The 17,692-nt window shown below is 60.6% G+C and carries 17 protein-coding genes and 2 tRNA genes; 16 read left to right on the forward strand and 3 right to left on the reverse strand.

The genetic code is table 11. The annotated features are described in order from the left end of the window. The first annotated feature begins 52 nt into the window (after positions 1–52). The 6 genes from cpdR to ACFOD9_RS04310 all read left to right on the forward strand — a co-directional run bounded on the left by cpdR (position 53) and on the right by ACFOD9_RS04310 (position 4,508). On the forward strand, positions 53–427 hold the full coding sequence (gene cpdR, locus ACFOD9_RS04285; RefSeq protein ID WP_379508850.1) for a cell cycle two-component system response regulator CpdR: 375 nt from the start codon (positions 53–55) through the stop codon (positions 425–427). A gap of 127 nt (positions 428–554) precedes the next feature. Further along, positions 555–629: transfer RNA gene (locus ACFOD9_RS04290), tRNA-Val, on the forward strand. Positions 630–752: 123 nt separating this feature from the next. After that, entirely contained in the window at positions 753–1,781 is a 1,029-nt protein-coding gene (locus ACFOD9_RS04295) for an integrase (RefSeq protein WP_379508851.1), read from the forward strand. A gap of 531 nt (positions 1,782–2,312) precedes the next feature. Beyond that, the gene (locus ACFOD9_RS04300; RefSeq protein ID WP_379508852.1) at positions 2,313–2,852 is read left to right on the forward strand and encodes a hypothetical protein; all 540 of its coding nucleotides are present in this window, start codon (positions 2,313–2,315) and stop codon (positions 2,850–2,852) included. Further along, positions 2,827–3,663 (forward strand): hypothetical protein, encoded by an 837-nt coding sequence (locus ACFOD9_RS04305; protein WP_379508853.1) that lies wholly within the window; start codon positions 2,827–2,829, stop codon positions 3,661–3,663. Before ACFOD9_RS04300 ends, ACFOD9_RS04305 begins: the two co-directional genes overlap by 26 nt. Positions 3,664–3,747: 84 nt before the next feature. Beyond that, a protein-coding gene (locus ACFOD9_RS04310; RefSeq protein WP_379508854.1) for an IS5 family transposase occupies positions 3,748–4,508 on the forward strand; the annotation gives its coding sequence in 2 pieces (ribosomal slippage) (positions 3,748–4,084 and positions 4,084–4,508; 762 coding nt in all). Positions 4,509–4,750: 242 nt separating this feature from the next. Here the strand turns inward: ACFOD9_RS04310 and ACFOD9_RS04315 are convergent. Beyond that, a complete protein-coding gene (locus ACFOD9_RS04315) occupies positions 4,751–5,524 on the reverse strand; it encodes an SHOCT domain-containing protein (RefSeq protein ID WP_379508855.1) in 774 nt (257 codons plus the stop codon). 384 nt (positions 5,525–5,908) lie between these two features. On the opposite strand from ACFOD9_RS04315, the gene ACFOD9_RS04320 reads away from it, so the two are divergent. Further along, the gene (locus tag ACFOD9_RS04320; RefSeq protein WP_379508856.1) at positions 5,909–6,130 is read left to right on the forward strand and encodes a hypothetical protein; all 222 of its coding nucleotides are present in this window, start codon (positions 5,909–5,911) and stop codon (positions 6,128–6,130) included. Between the two features lie 344 nt (positions 6,131–6,474). Here ACFOD9_RS04320 and ACFOD9_RS04325 read toward each other — a convergent pair whose 3' ends face one another. Next, positions 6,475–7,023: a recombinase family protein gene (locus ACFOD9_RS04325; protein ID WP_379508857.1), complete on the reverse strand. Its 549-nt coding sequence runs from the start codon at positions 7,021–7,023 to the stop codon at positions 6,475–6,477. A gap of 176 nt (positions 7,024–7,199) precedes the next feature. On the opposite strand from ACFOD9_RS04325, the gene ACFOD9_RS04330 reads away from it, so the two are divergent. The 6 genes from ACFOD9_RS04330 to chrA all read left to right on the forward strand — a co-directional run bounded on the left by ACFOD9_RS04330 (position 7,200) and on the right by chrA (position 13,557). Beyond that, positions 7,200–9,185, forward strand: coding sequence for an AAA family ATPase (locus ACFOD9_RS04330; protein WP_379508858.1), 1,986 nt, complete (start codon positions 7,200–7,202; stop codon positions 9,183–9,185). A 52-nt stretch (positions 9,186–9,237) separates the two neighbouring features. Next, positions 9,238–9,312 (forward strand) — tRNA-Val (locus ACFOD9_RS04335). A gap of 147 nt (positions 9,313–9,459) precedes the next feature. Further along, the gene (locus ACFOD9_RS04340) at positions 9,460–10,488 is read left to right on the forward strand and encodes a cyclase family protein (protein WP_379508859.1); all 1,029 of its coding nucleotides are present in this window, start codon (positions 9,460–9,462) and stop codon (positions 10,486–10,488) included. A gap of 22 nt (positions 10,489–10,510) precedes the next feature. After that, entirely contained in the window at positions 10,511–11,263 is a 753-nt protein-coding gene (locus ACFOD9_RS04345) for an SDR family NAD(P)-dependent oxidoreductase (RefSeq protein ID WP_379508860.1), read from the forward strand. 176 nt (positions 11,264–11,439) lie between these two features. Then, complete coding sequence (locus tag ACFOD9_RS04350; protein WP_379508861.1) at positions 11,440–12,108, forward strand: RBBP9/YdeN family alpha/beta hydrolase; 669 nt, start codon at positions 11,440–11,442, stop codon at positions 12,106–12,108. A 117-nt stretch (positions 12,109–12,225) separates the two neighbouring features. Further along, a complete protein-coding gene (chrA, locus tag ACFOD9_RS04355) occupies positions 12,226–13,557 on the forward strand; it encodes a chromate efflux transporter (RefSeq protein WP_379508862.1) in 1,332 nt (443 codons plus the stop codon). Positions 13,558–13,576: 19 nt separating this feature from the next. Here chrA and ACFOD9_RS04360 read toward each other — a convergent pair whose 3' ends face one another. After that, positions 13,577–14,173 (reverse strand): NADPH-dependent FMN reductase, encoded by a 597-nt coding sequence (locus ACFOD9_RS04360; protein ID WP_379508863.1) that lies wholly within the window; start codon positions 14,171–14,173, stop codon positions 13,577–13,579. A 156-nt stretch (positions 14,174–14,329) separates the two neighbouring features. Between ACFOD9_RS04360 and ACFOD9_RS04365 the strand changes: the two genes are divergently transcribed. The 3 genes from ACFOD9_RS04365 (at position 14,330) to ACFOD9_RS04375 (ending at position 17,671) form a co-directional block, all read left to right on the forward strand. Beyond that, positions 14,330–15,547 (forward strand): NADP-dependent isocitrate dehydrogenase, encoded by a 1,218-nt coding sequence (locus tag ACFOD9_RS04365; RefSeq protein ID WP_379508864.1) that lies wholly within the window; start codon positions 14,330–14,332, stop codon positions 15,545–15,547. A gap of 142 nt (positions 15,548–15,689) precedes the next feature. Next, the gene (locus ACFOD9_RS04370; protein WP_379508865.1) at positions 15,690–17,453 is read left to right on the forward strand and encodes a cation:proton antiporter domain-containing protein; all 1,764 of its coding nucleotides are present in this window, start codon (positions 15,690–15,692) and stop codon (positions 17,451–17,453) included. Positions 17,454–17,482: 29 nt separating this feature from the next. Further along, the gene (locus tag ACFOD9_RS04375) at positions 17,483–17,671 is read left to right on the forward strand and encodes a hypothetical protein (protein ID WP_379508866.1); all 189 of its coding nucleotides are present in this window, start codon (positions 17,483–17,485) and stop codon (positions 17,669–17,671) included. Positions 17,672–17,692 lie beyond the last annotated feature (21 nt).

Genomic DNA, 17,692 nt, shown 5'->3' on the forward strand with positions numbered 1-17,692 from the left:
CCCGGTCGATGCCCGATCGGCCGTGCCCGAATTCCCGCGAACAGGCCCATAGATGATCCGCATTCTCCTTGCCGAAGACGAAGACGCGATGCGGACCTACCTGGCCCGGGCGCTTGAAAATGCAGGCTATTCGGTTGCCGCGGTCGATCGCGGCACCGCCGCCCTGCCCCTGCTCCAGTCCGAGCACTTCGACCTCCTGCTCTCGGACATCGTCATGCCCGAGATGGACGGCATCGAACTGGCCCAGCGCTGCGCCGAGATGAGCCCGCAGACCAAGGTGATGTTCATCACCGGCTTTGCCGCCGTCACGCTCAAGGCCAGCCGCGAGGCGCCCCAGGCCAAGGTTCTGTCCAAGCCCTTTCACCTCAAGGACCTGGTGCTCGAAGTGGACCGAATCTTCAGCGCGCCCGATTCCCTTCAGATCTGAACCGGCCGGTGCGACGGGAAAAACCGGACGCGCCGCCACCCCCGACAAAATCGCCTTGATTTGCCCCAAGTGCCTCGTTAAAGGCGCCCTCCTGCCCAGCCGAGAGGCCGGGCGGTTCGAATGGATCGGGCGTATAGCTCAGTGGTAGAGCACTGTGTTGACATCGCAGGGGTCGGAAGTTCAATCCTTCCTACGCCCACCATTCGCCTCCTAACAGAAAACGGCTGAAATCCTCCCCTTCGGGGGACATCCTCATGGTGCGCCGTCAACATGAGGATGGGCCGAACGAAGCTCGCAACACAAATTTGTCACAGCGAGCTTATGAATGGCGACAATCACCAAACGGAAGACCGGCTGGTCCGTGCAGGTCAGACGCAAGGGCTATGCACCTAGGTCCAGAACCTTCCGATCCAAATCCGAAGCGGAGGTATGGGCGCGGGATCAGGAAGCCGAAATCGATAGGGGCAATCTTCCAGTCTGCGATCACGCGCTTAAGACCGAAACCCTGAACAGCCTCCTAGATCGTTACCTGCTTGAGGTGACCCCACGGAAGCGAAGCAAGGATTCAGAATCCAAACGCCTTCGCAAACTCCAACGGCATCCCATATGCGCATTAGCAATTCGTGACCTAAAGCCGGGCCACTTAGCGGAATACCGCAACGAAAGGCTGGCCAGTGTAAAAGCTGGAACTGTGCGCCGGGAACTCGGCCTCCTGCATCACCTGTTCGATGTTGCCATGCGCGAGTGGGGTTTGCCGCTGTCAATTAACCCGCTCAAGAAAGTCAGCTTACCAGTGATCGGTAATGCCCGAGACAGGCGCTTGGAAGGAGGGGAATTAGGAAAGCTGGAAAGAGCATTAGCCAGCAATCGGAATCCATTCGTCGCCCCAGCCGTCCGGCTAGCAATCCACACCAGCTTACGCAGACAAGAGGTTCTAGACCTACGTTGGTCAGCTATCGATCTACATCGGCGAACTGCGTTCATCCCGGTGACAAAAACCGGGCAATCGCGTGTCATCCCCCTCACCGATGCTGCGATTAAAATTATCAGGTCAATGGAATGCAGAAAGGGAGAACAAGGAGCGGACGACAGGCTGTTTCCCATTACCATCAATGCGTTCAAGCTGGCATGGAAACGAGTTCAACGGCGATCAAGCCTGATTGATTTCCGATTCCACGACCTACGCCATGAGGCGATTAGCCGTTTCGCTGAAATGGGTCTTAGCACCGTCGAGCTTGCGGTTATTAGCGGTCACCGGGATCCTAGGATGCTGTTTCGCTATACTCATTTACGACCGGCAGACTTAGCTCGGAAGTTGGCAGGTCGATCATGGGAGCAAGAGGTTGGAGTTTAGGCTTTGTGTGACGATCAAGCTTCCTGTGCCGGATTGCTGATTATCGAGCCTTTCCCACCCCTTGATTCATATATCTAACCCGCACTTTTGCGTCATAACGCTTCGGGATCGATGTTAATTTTTGAACTTAATTAAGATGTTTTAAAAATATATTAATATTTATCTCAACCCATAACCTAAATTTATCTAAACTTAGATAAATATAGGACTTGCTTCCGATCCGGGTTTATCTTGATGGTCTTCAAGGGTCAAGACCACCCTTCTGGTCCGGGAAATGCCTGCGGCTTTTTAGGTTCCGCAGATAGGATTGGATATTTATCTGAAACAATTCGAAAAAACAGAAATAAAATCAGCTTTATGGGTTTAAAAATTAAGTAACAATACGAATTAAGTATACCATACCAGTAAAAAATTACTGACTGTTTTCTCATGATATCTTCCGTTGTATATCCCTGCCTCCAATGAAAAACCGGCACCCTTCTATAAGGGAATGGGTGTCTGGTTTTCAAACGGAGAAGGATATTGATTTAAATGCTTAATGATTATTTTTATTCTGATTTTGGTTTTGACTATGAATTCTATACCTGTTCAACCTATTCCTCATCCATATTCCCGGAGTTAAAAACCGAGAATCCATTCTCGGTTCTAAAAAGGGTTATGAAAGAGAGTCTTACGGGAACCTGTAAGCCCTGCTTCTATATCCTTCCTGCTGCTTGCGGGTCGGGGAAGTCTACCAGCGTTCAAGCCTTTATCCGGGATTGGAAGGATCGCGGTTTCGAGGAGGGTGGCAGCGCGATCATCATGCTGCCGACGCTGGAAGAGATTGACACCTATGTCAGCGGGTGCGGCTTGGAGAAGGCCGATTACGCCTGTCTTTCACCGGATCGGAACTATGCCAAGCTGGGGCTAGGGCGAGGCAAAGCCGATCAGGCGCGGGTGCTGTTTGTTACCCATGAACAAGCACGGCGGCGGATGCTCGAACAGGGTAGCTTCGGCGCGGGCACGTTACCCCTACCAGCTATGGGCGGAACGGTCGGGCAATGTAGTGTTTTTACCCGCTGTTGCCGCTGACTACTCGCACGTTACGTTCAACTGGTGGAGCAAGGGGGCCAACAAGACCACCCTTCGGGGCAATGCCAAGGATCGTGCCAAGATTGTGGGCGTGATTGCGGCCACTATCAACAGCAAGCCCGATGAAGAGTGGCTGGTGATCCATCCGATGAAACAGCCCGGCTATGAGGGCCAGCCGGGATTTTGCATCGAGTCCGAGTTGATCCCCATGCTGACTAATCCTGCGCCGGTTAATTTCCTACACTGGGGTTTGCACCTTGGCCGGAACGATTTCCGCACAATCAAGAACGTCGTGATCGTCGGTAGCTTGCACTATGGGCAGACGGCTAACGAAGCCCTGTATGCGGCGGCGGTCGGCAAGCTCACCAATCTTGACCAGCGAGGCGTTAAGCTGGTTGGCGACGGCGAGTTCGTCCACCATGTTTATCAGGCCGCGTGTCGTTCGAACGTCCGTAATATTAAGGACGGCGTAGCCGGTGCAGCCACAATCTACCTGATCACCGCTGACCGGGCGCACCGCGCACCCCTTATTGCCAAGGCAATGCCCGGTTGCATCATCATCGATTGGGAGCCGGTTCCTAAGCCCCCATTGCCGAAGGAACGCCTTATGCTCGAAACAATGGCCCGGCTATTCGAGGCCAGCCCGATATCGATCAACCTCAAGGAGCTTTACCTTGCGTGTGGCGGTAAGGACTCCGAGTACCTCAAGCGCATGTGGACGCGGCCAGCTGTGATCGCATTCATGAAGGAGAACGGTATAAAAAAAGTAGGGCATCGGCTGGTGCGCTACTCTGCAGCCAAAATTCCATGACCGGAAACTAGGACGTAAACTCATAAGCGGTCTTGAGGTTTGTCGGTTTGCGTGATTCAGGCACTCCATTGCGATGGAGGCTTGATGGCACGGCGGCGATACGAACTTACGGATGGGGAATGGTCGATTATCGGGCCGCTGCTACCGAACAAGCCTCGCGGTGTCCCCCGCGTCGATGACCGGCGGGTCTTGAATGGTATTCTCTGGCGGTTCCGCACCGGCTCACCATGGGCAGAAGTGCCGGAGCGCTATGGTCCCCCGACGACCTGCTACAATCGGTTCGTGCGCTGGCGCAAAGCCGGGGTGTGGGACCGGCTACTTTCAGCGGTTTCCGCTGCTTTCGATGGCGAAATCGTGATGATCGACTCTACCTGCGTCCGCGTTCACCAGCACGGTGCGACGGGTAAAAAGGGGGGGGCGGAGATCGCGGCATGGGACGTTCCCGAGGCGGCCTCACGAGCAAAATCCATGCCCTTGTTGACGCTGACGGTCGTCCCGTCGCACTGCGCCTGACTGGCGGTCAGGTCCACGACAGCCAAGAAGCCGAAGCTCTGCTTGATGCCATGCCCGAAGGTGCCACACTGCTGGCCGACAAGGGCTACGACAGCAACGCCATCCGCGAAGCCGCCGCAGCCAAGAGTGCCTGGGCCAACATCCCATCGCGTTCCAACCGCAAGCAGCGTTTCCCCTTCTCGGGCTGGCTCTACCGCCAGCGCAATCTGGTCGAACGCTTCTTCAGCCGCATCAAGCACTTCCGGGGCATCGCCACCCGTTACGACAAGTGTCCCGAAAACTATCTTGCCGCCGTCAAACTCATCTGCGCCCGCATCTGGTGTGCCGCGTAATGAGTCTACGTCCTAGCAATTGGCTGTTGAAACTGCGCAAGGCAACGGTCGAGGAAACCCTGCGCAGTTTCAGGGGCGCTACTACCGAACGGGTATGTAGCTGCCGATGCGCGGAGTATATGCCGAAATTTGCCCGCAGTGCGCATTTGGAAGCATTTGCCTATTACGGGTGACCTAGGGCTGAAAGTGGCCGCGTGACGCTCGGCAAGGCGAATAAGTGGAAAATTTGCAAAGGACTGTGACTACCGGCCCATCAAAGTCGCTTTCATTCTAGAAAATTCTTCCTCTGTTATGACTCCGTCTTTTCTTAGATCATCGAGTTTAACAAGTTGATCCACAATAGACTTAGTCGCGTCACCCGTATCACCTTCCACATGAGCAACGTCCGAATACGTCGGCGGGGGGAATCGAGTGACGGATTTCTCACAAGCTCCGCCGACCAGATCAAACCCGGTTCCAGATGAACTCCCGATGTCAGCAAAAGATACGGATTGCCCGTCCATTACCACGACAAACCAACTCTGACCGGCATACCCACCCATTCTGTTTTTCGAATTTAACTTACCGCAAGTTATGTAACCAACGATTGGCTTGCCAAACAGCCTCTTCCACGAACTATTCACAAAGCCATATGGCCACTCGAACTTTGCGGAGTCTGGATCAACAAGCATTGATCTGACATATCGCTCAGCCGCCGAGCGCATCGCATTTTGATCCGGTTCAGTGAACGGTGGCACCGCACTTGATGCCTTGTCATACGTATAGGGGTGAGCCTTCTGGCATTCCTCTACGGCCGCATACTTTTTGGTGAAGTCTGGGCCCGGATTGTCTGCTGCAGCTTGCTTGATGCAAGCGGCGAGAAGCTTCCCCTCCGTTTGAGAAGAAAGCTCGTCGGCGCCGGCCGACCCAGCGCCAGCCACCAATATAGCGGCAGCAACTGCGACCCTGATGCCCGCCTGTTCGGGTCCGGCTATTGGCCCCATTAACTTCGCAACCGCACCGGTGATGCTTGCCATATGCCCCCCTACGGTTTGGAGGCATTACCCAGCCGAAGCCGGGTGTTGGAATCCCCGTGCGTAGCCCGGGGCACCGCCACCTTTGGGCGCGAGGCCTTGGACATACGCAGCGGTCACCCAGGCGAGAAAACTCGACCGAGCTACGCAACAAAGGGGATTCCACGCCCCACAGCCGGAGTTTTCCTGGCTGCCTCAACGTCATGGCAAACTCATCAAATTGACGCAAGGGGACGGCCAGAAACAAGGTGCATAATATTAGTATAAGTCGCTCACAAATAGACCCATAATCGTCTAAATTACTAGAAGTTGACTCAATAATTCCCTCATGTATAGATCGATGACCGATGCAGAGCGCATCGGTTGAAAACATCATATGGAGATATAATGACTATTACTATACCTAAGAATCAAATGCTAAATGAACTGTTTGGAAGCACCAACTTCAAGGCGGGCGGCGTAGGTCGTGTTGATCGCAACCGAGCCCTTCGGGCGATTGAGGAGTCGGACCTGATCAATGCGTGCCGATCCCTTGGTTACATTCTGCTGATCATCGGCACGGATTACATCGTGGCCTTGGCAGGTGCCGAAGTCACCAAGCTGCTCTGAAAGCAAAGCAAGGGGGGCGCTGCGGCGCCCCTTTTTGATTCCGATTGCAGACATCGGCTACCCCAACATTCCAGCCGCCCCTCTTCGCTGGCCTCAGCACCAAAGGCAGGCATAGGAGGATTCCTGGCCCTGCTTCATTGTGTGACCTTAGGGTAAATTGGGGGTGTCGTCAGAATCGACAAGACTAGCTGCAATCGTAAATCTAGTAGGACTTCCAATTATATAGCGAACACTGGCTGATTGAAAATTTCGCCATAGAGGCGATTGTGAAGGGCAAGGCTGCCTTCGCCTATCCGACCCCTCTATTCGCGCTGTAGCGGCTCATATGAGGCTTTTTCAGATATTTATGACGCCGCAGCTAGGGCCCGGTAGACACTGGCCCGACCGATACCCAATCGCTTAGCAATCTCGCTAGGGCCGATGCCTTCATCTTTCAGGGTTTGGATGGCGTTAATATCGACCGAAGGCTTGCGTCCCTTGTAAACGCCCCTTGCCTTGGCCTTCTCAATACCCTCTTTCTGGCGCTCCTTACGGATATCGGTTTCGAACTCGGCAACAGCACCAAGAATTGCCAGCACCAGCTTGCCCATGCCGCTATCCGTATCGACCCCGGCTTGTTGAAGGCACCGAAATTTTACGCCCTTCGCATTTAGCCGGGCGATGATGTTGTGCAGGTCTACCGATGAACGTGCCAGCCGATCTAGGCGCGTGATGACAAGGGTATCACCTTCCCGAACGAAATCGATGGCGTCGGCAAGGGCTAGCCGACCGTCCGCGCTGGCGCCGCTCTTCTTCTCCTGAAAGACCTTATCGCAACCAGCAGCGCGCAATGCGTCAAGCTGAACCTCAAGCGACTGGCCCGATGAGCTTACCCTTGCATAACCGATCAGCATAACGACACCTTGTCTCAATAGCCTCTAGACCAAGACTTAATATCGTCTCATAAGCCGATTCGCAACCCTAATGAGACATTCAATCATGTCTCAATGAATGTCTCTGATAGGTATACCCAACAACGACGAGCCGCCGCCCTTGCGATGTTAACGGCTAAGCGGCTAACGTCGCGCCCATGCACATACGCCGCCTAACGCTAGACAATGTTCGGAGCTTCAAAGACCGCACCGACTTCCATTCAGAGGGTGATATCAGCATCCTCATAGGGCCGAACGGTAGCGGCAAGACCAACCTGTTGGACGCAGCGGTCATCATGCTGCGAAAGCACCTATTTGCATCGATGCATGCGGTGCACACCCCATCGCCGGAGCAGGTCGAGCGTTATGAATTCCGCCACAACGATGCATTGAACCAACTCATATTAGAAAAGCACAGCGCCCGACCTAATGATCCACAGGTTATTGAAATCGAAGTAGAGACGTCAGAGAGCGATATCAAAGCCATGACTTCTCTCAAGACTGATGCATATAAATTGATGGACATGGCGAAATATCGCTATGCCAACCTACAATATCAGTTAACCGAAGACTGGGATTTGTCGGCCCTCAAAGCGGGACAGAGGTTTGTATACACTCTGCGTGACAATGCTCTTGTTTATCCCCAGCAGGACAAAGACGCGGCCATACATTTCCACCAATTCCTAAAAATATACGAGACCGATAGCCAGCTTCGGGACGAGTTCGAGCTAAGCTCACTGTCTACACCTATGATTTATCTCCCTATCAATCGTTCGGCCAACCCCCTCACTTCGAGCATCGAACTCGCTGGTTATAACGCTTACGAACAAAAGCGGCACAGCGATATAGCAACGTCACGGACGCAGTTCTCATTGGTGCAGGTTGCTATAGGCAGAATGGCACAACGGCACAGAAAATTGCTTGGAAAAGACAAAGGTGATGCCGCATCCGTATTCAAGTCTGAGCCTAATTTGGTGAAACTCACTAAGGCCCTAAAGAACCTTGGATATGAATGGGATTTAATATGCACGAACGACAACAAGAACGCCTACGACATACAACTAAGTAAGCAAGGATCTAAATTCTACATAGGAAGAGCTTCTTCTGGCGAAAGAGAGCTATTAACTTATCTATTCACTATTTACGCCCTCAATGTCAGGGATGCCTTTATTCTGATCGATGAGCCAGAACTGCATCTTCATCCTCGTTGGCAATCGATATTGTTAGCTCTATTTGAGAACCTCGCTAACGAGACAGGGAACCAGTTCCTCTTTGCAACCCATTCGCCGACTTTTGTGTCGCCAAGTTCCATTAATTACGTATCAAGGGTTTATTCAGAAGATCAAAGCAGCCATATCGTTCGGCTGGATACGTCGTCCCTGCCTAACGGCAAGCACCTGTTGAGCATTGTTAATAGCCATAACAACGAGCGCATATTCTTCGCCGACCTTGTTATTCTTGTTGAGGGCCTTTCGGACAGGGTGTTTTTTGAAGCCATTTTCAAGCACTTAATCCCAAACCCCAGCGTCGTTTACGAAGTAGTCAGCGTTGGCGGAAAGGGCCTGTTCCCAGCCTACGAGAGCGTTCTTCACGCAAGTGCAGTACCGTTCGTCACCATAGCCGACTTGGATTATATTGAGCAGGTTGGCACGGATAGCCTAAGGGGTCTTCTCAAGACGAATACGAAGAAGATCAAAGAGAAAGTCATAGAAGACGGTGGAAGCGTTGATGGCGATTCTCTGGTGAATGCCATCGAATCTGCCATGACAACTGGGCACTGGGGTCAAGCCAGTTCGATATGGGAATACATTAAAGCTCAGCGTCGCTCCTTGCCGAAAGCCCTGAGGGACGAACAAAAGGCGGAACTCTCACAGTTCCTAAATGGGCAGAAGCAAAAGGGCATCTACATCCTTAGTAAGGGCTCCCTTGAGTCCTACCTCTCGCCCGACCTGAGGTCCAAAGACATGCAAAAGCTCATTGAGTTTCTGACCGCTCCTGACTTTTGGGATCGGCTGCCCTCAGAAGCCTTCGGAGAGCTAAGCGAGATAGCCTACTCAATCTTTGGCCCTCCCGATGGCCCAGAGACCGGGTCACAAAAGAATCACACTGAGTCCGATGTTGCTATCATGAGCGAGCCGGTATAACGGCAACGACGAGCTTCGAAGAGCACGGATTTCAGCCGTTTTTGGATGCTAAGGGCGTATAGCTCAGTGGTAGAGCACTGTGTTGACATCGCAGGGGTCGGAAGTTCAATCCTTCCTACGCCCACCATTCAAAAAGCCCCGGCAACCGCAAGGTTCGCCGGGGTTTTTTGTTGCGCCCCGCCCCCGCACCGCTTTGCCTGCGGGATCGCCGCGTGGACTTGGCGCCGGGCTGCGCTATCCTCGTCCGCAACGACAAGCGCGGGAGAGCAGCGGGATGGACAGCGGGCGGCGATGGAAGCGGCGGCCGGAAGGCGCCAACTGGGGCGATTTCGGCGCGGACGACCAGATCGGCCGGATGAACCTGCTCACCCCGGAGCGCCGGCTGGCCGGGGCCGCCGAGATCCGCGAGGGGCTGGCCTTCACCCTCAGCCTCCCGCTTGACCTGCCCGGCTGGGGCAAGGGCACCGAGTTCCGCCGCCCGCCCCGCCTGTTCGCCACAACCAGCCACGACGGCCAGGCGATGTACAACCTGCCGATCGGCTTCGGCACCGACAATCCGCGCGGGGTGGTCTGCGACGACGGGGTGATCCTGTGCACCCAATATTCCACCCAGTGGGATTCGCTGGCCCACATGGGGATGCGCTTCGATGCCGACGATGATGGCATCGAGGAGATCGTCTACTACAACGGCTACCGCGCCGGCGAGGCGATCATCGCGCCGGAGGGCGACCAGCCGCCGGTGGCCCGCGCGCTGGGCATCGAGAATCTCGCCACGGCAGGCGTCCAGGGCCGCGCGGTGGTGGTCAGCCTGGTCGAGGCCTTCGGGCCGGGGCGCACGTGGGTCGGCCATGCCGACCTCCAGCGGGCCATGGCCGACCAGGGCTGCGTTGTGCGCGAAGGCGATTTCCTGCTCCTCCACACCGGCTTCGACGATGCCCTGATCGCCGCCAGGGGCGAGGCCGATCCGCGCGCGATGGACCAGGTCGGCGCCGTGCTCGACGGGCGCGATCCGGCCCTGCGGGACTGGGTGCGCGACTGCGGCCTCATCGCCATCTGTGCCGACAATATCGGCGTGGAAGGCTTCGGCTTTGCCGATTGCTCGGCCGGGTGCGATCACTCGATGGCCCCGCTCCATGACCTGTGCCTGTTCAAGCTGGGGATCCACCTTGGCGAAATGTGGCGGACCGGCGAGCTTTCGCGCTGGCTGCTCAAAGAGGGGCGCTCGGCGTGCTTCCTGACCGCGCCGCCCCTGCGCCTGCCCGGCGCGGTGGGCTCGCCGGTGACGCCGGTGGCGACGGTCTGAGATGAGCGGGAGGAACCTGACAATGGATCACAAGTCGGAATTCGACTTCACCGGGCGCAGGATCGTGGTGACGGGGGCAGCCTCGGGCATCGGGCGCGCAGTCGCCGAATTCGTGGCGGAACGCGGCGCCATGGTGGGGCTGATCGATGTCAATCCCGAGGGTGTGGAGCAAGTCGCCCGGCTGACCGGTGGCCATGCCGTGACGCTGGACCTGGCCCGGTCCGACGCGATTCCCCCGGCCATCGCCGCCCTGGCCGAGCGGCTTGGCGGAATAGACGGGATCGTCAACAGCGCGGGCCTCGGCCGCACATCGCCCACCCGCGAGATGACCATCGCCGAGTGGAACCTGATGCTGGGGATCAACCTCACCGCCCCGTTCCTGATCGTCCAGGCCGCCCTGCCATGGCTGCTGGAAAGCACCGGGGCTTCGGTGGTCAACATCGCCTCGGGCGTGGGGCTGCGGCCGACCGGGCCGGGCGGCTCGGCCTATGCCGCCTCAAAGGCCGGGCTGATGGGGCTGACCCGCGCGCTGGCCATGGAATTCGCGCCGAAGATCCGGGTCAACAGCGTGTGCCCGGGTTTCGTCCGCACGCCGATGAACGCCTTCATCCTTGACGATCCGAACGCGAGCACCGCCTTCCTCGCCAACTATCCGCTGCGCCGGGCCGCCGAGCCGATCGAGGTCGCCGGCCTCATCGCCTTCCTGCTGAGCGACATGGGATCCTACATCACCGGCGCGACCTATGCCGCCGATGGGGGCCGCACGATGCACTGAGGCGGCCCGGCGGCGGCGGGGTGGCGGCGGGGCGGCGGGGCGGCGACTGGGCGGCAATTGCGGCACCGTTCATCGCGCAACTATTGTCTACTATTTAGATTGAGTTTATCGAGGCCGGGCCGGAACGCAGACCGAGTCGACCGGCGAGTGATCATCCTTCCACGGAAGACCAGCCCATGGCCCGCCACCTGACCCCGCCGCCGCGCCCCGACCGCCCCCCGCTAGTCCTGCTCATCCCCGGCCTGAACGACAGCGGCCCCGACCATTGGCAAAGCCGCTGGGAAGCGGCCCTTCCCGATGCCGCCCGGGTCGAACTGGGCCTGTGGGACGATCCCCACCGCAACACCTGGGTGAACAAGCTCAACCTCGCGATCCATCACGCCGATCGGCCGGTGGTGCTGGTGGCCCACAGCCTGGGCTGCCTGACCGTCGCCTGGTGGGCCGAATACGAGCGACCGGGGCCGGACTGCGGGGTGGTCGGCGCGCTGCTGGTCGCCCCGCCCGATGTCGACCGGCCCGGCCTCGATCCCCGACTGGCGCGCTTTTCCGCCTGCCCGCGCGGCGAACTGCCCTTCCCCTCGATCCTCGCCGCCAGCCGCAACGATCCCTTCTGCTCCCCGCGCAGCGCCATTGCCCTGGCGCGCGACTGGGGCAGCCGCTTTGCCGACCTGGGCGAAGTGGGCCACGTCAACGCACGCAGCGGCTTGGGCGACTGGCCGCAGGGCCAGCGCCTGCTTGCCCAGCTGATCACCGCCGGCGAGCCGCCCGCCGCCACACGGGCCGATTGGCGCCGCCCGCTGCCACACCCCGCGCCCGCGCCCCTTGGCAAGCCGAGAACAGGCTGATAGCCAGCACCACATCGGGGCACAGCAACCTCCCGAACAGGCTTTCCGGCCGAACAGGCTTTCCGGCCCAAGCGTTGCCTCATTGTCCGCCTGCGCGCGGATGGTAAGGCGTGAACCGTGACCGAGCCCACTCCCTCCTCCTCGACCACTCCCAGCCCCACCTTCGCCGAACTCGTGCGCGTTTCGACGCGGATCGGCTGCCTCAGCTTCGGCGGCCCCGCCGGGCAGATCGCCCTGATGCACCGCGAACTGGTGGAAGAGCGCGGCTGGGTCAGCGAAGAGCAGTATCTCCACGCGCTCAACTTCTGCCACCTGCTGCCCGGCCCCGAAGCCCAGCAACTGGCGATCTGGATCGGCTGGAAACTCCATGGTCTCAAGGGCGGGCTGGCCTCGGGCCTGCTGTTCGTGGTGCCGGGCGCGCTGGTCATGCTGGCGCTGTCGATGCTCTATGGCTTTGCCGCGAAGCTCGGCTGGTTTGCCGCGCTGTTCCTGGGGATCAAGGCCGCGGTGCTGGCGGTGGTCGTCCAGGCCTTGCTGCGGGTGGCCAGACGGGCGCTCAACACCGCCTTCAAGCGCGCCGTTGCCGTGGTCGCCCTGCTGGCCCTGTTCGTGTTCAACCTGCCGTTCCCGGTGGTCGTGCTTGGCGCGCTGGCGCTGGGGACCGTGATCGCCGCGCGGCGCCCCGCCTGGCTGGCGCTGGGACCGATGGCCCCGGCCAGCGCGCTTGCGCCCCGGCCCTGGGGCGCGACCATCAGGGCCATCGCGGTTGGCGGGCTATTCTGGTCCGCGCCGCTGGTTCTGGTGTTTTTCACCCTGGGCCAGAGCCACGTGCTGTGGGAGATCGGCAGCTTCTTCGCGCGGCTGGCCGTGGTCAGCTTCGGCGGCGCCTATGCGGTGCTGGCCTACATGGCCCAGGCCGCGGTGCAAACCCACGGCTGGCTGGGCGCGGGCGAGATGGCCGATGGTTTGGGCCTGGCCGAAACCACCCCCGGTCCGCTGATCATGGTGACCCAGTTCGTCGGCTATCTTGCCGCCTTCCGCGCGCCCGCCCCGTTCACCCCGCTCACCGCCGGGCTGCTGGGCGCCGCGATCACCACCTGGGTGACCTTCGCGCCCTGCTTCCTGTGGGTCTTTGCGCTCGCCCCGTGGATCGAGCGGCTCGAACACGCCCGCCGGCTGAAGGGCGGGCTCGCCACGCTCACCGCCGCGATCGTCGGCGTGATCGGCAACCTCTCGCTGTGGTTTGCCCTCCACGTTCTGTTCGCGCGGGTGGCGACGGTCGAGGCCGGTCCCTTGCGGCTGCTCCTGCCCGATCCGGCCAGCCTCGATTGGCGGGCGCTGGTCCTCGCCGTGGTGGCGGGCCTGCTCGTCTTCCGCCTGCGGTGGAACGTGATCGCGGTGATCGGCCTCGCCGCCGCCGGCGGACTGGTGCTGGGCCAGCTCGGCTGAGGCAGATGCCGCGCACGGCTCACCCGCCGTGCGCGGCATCCTCGGCAATCAGGCGGCGGGAGCGCACGATCATGTCGACCCAATCGGCATAGGCCGCGGTGAGGCGCATCACCGTGTCCTTGAGCGGGCCATCCTTCAGGCAGCCAGATGCATCGAAGCTGTCGTCGGTGACGTGGCCGAGATAGGCCTCGGGCTGCTGCATCATCGGCATATTGAGGAACACGCAGGCCTGGCGCAACTGGTGGTTGGCCCCGAACCCGCCGATCGCGCCGGGCGAGGCGCTGACGATGGCGGCCGGCTTCCTGTCCCACACGCTCTGCCCATAGGGGCGCGAGCCGACGTCGATCGCGTTCTTGAGCACGCCGGGCACGCCGCGGTTGTATTCGGGCGTGCAGAACAATACCCCGTCGGCTGCGGCAACCGCCTGGCGGAAGCGGACATAGGGCTCGGGCGAGGCCTCGTCATAGTCCTGGCTGTAGGGCGCAAGATCGCCGATCTCGACGATGGTGCAGGCAAGCTTGTCGGCGGAAAAGGCGCAGAGCGAGCGCGCCACCTTGCGGTTGATGCTGGCCGCCCGCAGGCTGCCCACGATGATGGCGACTGTGTGACGGCTCATGGCGAAGGCTCCTTCGCGCCTTCAATGCCGGGGGCCGGAATTGGTTGCGCGGCGGTGCCGGCGCGAATCCATCGTCCCGGCGTCGGCCACCGCTTGCCCGCCGGGGTTTGACTGCCTATGGACCCCGGCGGAACACTCTCCCCGGGAAGGACGGCAATGGCCAAGATCAAGGTAGCGAATCCCATCGTCGAAATGGACGGCGATGAAATGACCCGCATCATCTGGCAGTGGATCCGCGAGAAGCTGATCCTGCCCTACCTCGATGTGGACCTGAAGTATTACGATCTCTCGATCGAGAACCGCGATGCGACCAACGACCAGGTCACCATCGATTCGGCCAATGCCACCAAGCAGTATGGCATCGCCGTGAAGTGCGCGACGATCACCCCGGACGAAGCCCGCGTCGAGGAATTCAGCCTCAAGAAGATGTGGAAGTCGCCCAACGGCACGATCCGCAACATCCTGGGCGGCGTGGTCTTCCGCGAGCCGATCGTGATCTCGAACGTGCCCCGGCTGGTCCCGGGCTGGACCGATCCGATCGTGATCGGGCGCCACGCCTTCGGCGACCAGTATCGCGCCACCGACACCCTGATCCCTGGCCCCGGCAAGCTGCGCCTGGTGTTCGACGGCGACAATGGCGAGAAGCTCGATCTCGACGTGTTCGACTTCCCCTCGGCCGGCGTCGCCATGGCGATGTACAACCTTGACGATTCGATCCGCGATTTCGCCCGCGCCTCGATGAACTACTCGCTCAATCTCGGCTGGCCGCTGTACCTGTCCACCAAGAACACGATCATGAAGGCCTATGACGGGCGCTTCAAGGACCTGTTCGAAGAGGTCTACCAGAACGAGTTCAAGGCGCAGTTCGATGCCGCCGGCATCACCTACGAGCACCGCCTGATCGACGACATGGTCGCCTCGGCGCTCAAGTGGTCGGGCAAGTTCGTCTGGGCCTGCAAGAACTACGACGGCGACGTCCAGTCCGACACCGTGGCGCAAGGGTTCGGTTCGCTCGGCCTGATGACCTCGGTCCTGCTCTCGCCCGATGGCAAGACCGTGGAAGCCGAAGCCGCCCACGGCACCGTGACCCGCCACTACCGGATGCACCAGCAGGGCAAGGCGACCAGCACCAACCCGATCGCCTCGATCTTCGCCTGGACCCGCGGCCTGATGTATCGCGGCAAGTTCGACAACACGCCCGACGTGGTGAAGTTTGCCGAAACGCTGGAGCGGGTCTGCATCGAGACCGTCGAAAGCGGCAAGATGACCAAGGACCTCGCCCTGCTGATCGGCCCGGACCAGAACTGGCTGACGACTGAGGGCTTCTTCCAGGCCATCGTCGACAATCTCGAAACCGAGATGGCCAAGGCCTGATCTTCGGATCACGGATGAACAGGAAGGCGCCGGGGCATTGCTCCGGCGCCTTTTTCGTTGGGCACCTGACCGGCCCCGCCAGGCCGACCGGGGAAGCGCCCGCCACCGTGACAAGCCGCCGAGCCTCCCCTAACCTCTCCGCATGGCTGCCGATTTCCATTCCCCCGCCCTGTCCGATGCCCTGGTGATCCTGGGCGCGGCGGGGATCGTCATTCCCGTATTCGCCCGCTTCCGCATCACCCCGGTGATCGGCTTCATCCTCGTCGGACTGCTGGTCGGCCCGCACGGCCTCGGCGCGCGCGTCGCCGAGCATCCCTGGCTGTGGCACGTGACCATCTCCGATCCGGGCGCCCTTGCCCCCTTCGCCGAGTTCGGGATCATCCTGCTGCTGTTCTCGGTGGGCCTCGAACTCTCGTTCGCCCGCCTGTGGGCCATGCGGCGCGAGGTGTTCGGGGTGGGCGCGGCGGAGCTGGCCGGCAGCGCCGCGCTGATCGGCGCGGGCCTGGCGCTGGGCGGACAGGCCTGGCCGACCGCGCTGGCGCTCGGCCTGGCGCTGGCCCTGTCGTCCACCGCGCTGGTCCTCAAAATCACCGACGCGCGCACCCCGGTGGGCCGCGCCGCGCTCTCGATGCTGTTGTTCGAGGACATCGCCCTGGTGCCGATCATCTTCCTGCTCGGCGCGCTTGGCGGCACCGGCGCCGGCGGCGACGGCATCCTCGCCACCCTTGGCCTCGGCGCGCTGGCGATTGCGGGCCTGCTGGTCGCCGGGCGCCTGCTGCTGCCCACCCTCTTCGCCCATGCCGCGCGCACCAAGAGCCCGGAACTGTTCCTCTCGGCCAGCCTGGTGGTGGTGATCGTCGCCGCCCTGGCCACGTCGGCCGCCGGCCTCTCGCCGATCGTCGGCGCGCTGATTGCCGGGCTGCTGATCGCCGAGACTGAATACCACGGCGAGGTCGAGGTGATGACCGAACCGTTCAAGGGGCTGGCCCTCGGGGTCTTCCTGATCACGGTGGGGATGCAGCTCGACCTCGGCCGGATCTGGGCCGATCTCGCCGCGATCCTTTCAGCGCTCGCGCTGGTCTTCGTCGGCAAGGCCGTGGTCACCGCGCTGATGCTGCGGCTGTCGGGCGCGCGGCGGGGCACCTCGGCCGAAGCCGGGTTGCTACTGGCCAGCCCTTCCGAAACCACCTTGATCGTGCTGACCGCCGCCTCGGCCGCCGGCCTGCTCACCACCGAGGTGGCGCAGTTCTGGCAGACGGTGACCGCGCTCGGCCTCACCGTCACCCCGATCATGGCCCTGGTAGGCCGCTGGGCCGCGCGCCGGGTCGATCGCGGCACCCTGCGCCCGCCCGCCGAGGGCGAAGGGCCGCGCGCCCTGATCATCGGCTTCGGCCGCGTGGGGCGGCTGGTGGCCGATATGCTCGATCAGCACCAGCAACCCTATCTCGCGGTCGATGCCGATGCCGATCTGATCATGTCCGCCCGGCAGGATGGCTATGTTGCCCAGTTCGGCGATGCCGCCCGCCCGGGCCAGCTCGCCCGCCTCGGGATCGACCGGGCCAGCGCGGTGATCCTCACCATGGACGATCCACAAGGCGTGCTTCGCCTGGTCCGCCGCATCCGCAAGGACCACGCGCAGGTGCCGATCATCGCCCGCGCCCGCGATGCCGCCCACGCCGGCCAGCTCTATCGCGCCGGAGCCACCCATGCCGTGCCCGAAACGCTGGAAAGCTCGCTCCAGCTTTCGGAAGCCGTGCTGGTCGATCTGGGCGTGCCGATGGGCTTCGTCATCGCCTCGATCCACGAAAAGCGCGACCTGTTCCGCCAGCAGATCATGGACGAGGGCGACCTGCCGGAAAAACCCAAGCTGAAAAGCGCACACCTGCGGGAACGGATGCCCGGCTGAACGGGTTCGGGAATTTCAGGAGGACTGCCATGACCGACGATGCCAAGCGCACCCACGATCCGCACCAGAGCGACGCGGCCAAGAACCCCGCCCGCCAGACCGGCGAGGACAAGGGCCGGATCAAGCGCCCGCAACGCACCGACGCGACCATGGCCGAGGGCGACCTGCCGCGCGGCAGCGAATCCGAACACCAGGGAGGTCCGCGCACCCGGCATTGATGGCTGTTTCAGTTCCACTGA

The sequence above is a fragment of the Novosphingobium bradum genome (assembly GCF_042646485.1).
In the GTDB taxonomy this organism is placed as follows: Bacteria; Pseudomonadota; Alphaproteobacteria; order Sphingomonadales; family Sphingomonadaceae; genus Novosphingobium; species Novosphingobium bradum.

Excerpts from the sequence above, each read along its gene's own strand:
- ACFOD9_RS04350 (WP_379508861.1), top strand. The coding sequence starts at position 11,440 with ATGGCCCGCCACCTGACCCCGCCGCCGCGCCCCGACCGCCCCCCGCTA.
- ACFOD9_RS04365 (WP_379508864.1), top strand. The coding sequence starts at position 14,330 with ATGGCCAAGATCAAGGTAGCGAATCCCATCGTCGAAATGGACGGCGAT.
- ACFOD9_RS04315 (WP_379508855.1), bottom strand. The coding sequence starts at position 5,524 with ATGGCAAGCATCACCGGTGCGGTTGCGAAGTTAATGGGGCCAATAGCC.
- ACFOD9_RS04375 (WP_379508866.1), top strand. The coding sequence starts at position 17,483 with ATGACCGACGATGCCAAGCGCACCCACGATCCGCACCAGAGCGACGCG.
- ACFOD9_RS04320 (WP_379508856.1), top strand. The coding sequence starts at position 5,909 with ATGACTATTACTATACCTAAGAATCAAATGCTAAATGAACTGTTTGGA.
- ACFOD9_RS04370 (WP_379508865.1), top strand. The coding sequence starts at position 15,690 with ATGGCTGCCGATTTCCATTCCCCCGCCCTGTCCGATGCCCTGGTGATC.
- ACFOD9_RS04295 (WP_379508851.1), top strand. The coding sequence starts at position 753 with ATGGCGACAATCACCAAACGGAAGACCGGCTGGTCCGTGCAGGTCAGA.
- ACFOD9_RS04360 (WP_379508863.1), bottom strand. The coding sequence starts at position 14,173 with ATGAGCCGTCACACAGTCGCCATCATCGTGGGCAGCCTGCGGGCGGCC.
- ACFOD9_RS04300 (WP_379508852.1), top strand. The coding sequence starts at position 2,313 with ATGCTTAATGATTATTTTTATTCTGATTTTGGTTTTGACTATGAATTC.
- ACFOD9_RS04345 (WP_379508860.1), top strand. The coding sequence starts at position 10,511 with ATGGATCACAAGTCGGAATTCGACTTCACCGGGCGCAGGATCGTGGTG.
- ACFOD9_RS04330 (WP_379508858.1), top strand. The coding sequence starts at position 7,200 with ATGCACATACGCCGCCTAACGCTAGACAATGTTCGGAGCTTCAAAGAC.
- cpdR (WP_379508850.1), top strand. The coding sequence starts at position 53 with ATGATCCGCATTCTCCTTGCCGAAGACGAAGACGCGATGCGGACCTAC.
- ACFOD9_RS04340 (WP_379508859.1), top strand. The coding sequence starts at position 9,460 with ATGGACAGCGGGCGGCGATGGAAGCGGCGGCCGGAAGGCGCCAACTGG.
- ACFOD9_RS04325 (WP_379508857.1), bottom strand. The coding sequence starts at position 7,023 with ATGCTGATCGGTTATGCAAGGGTAAGCTCATCGGGCCAGTCGCTTGAG.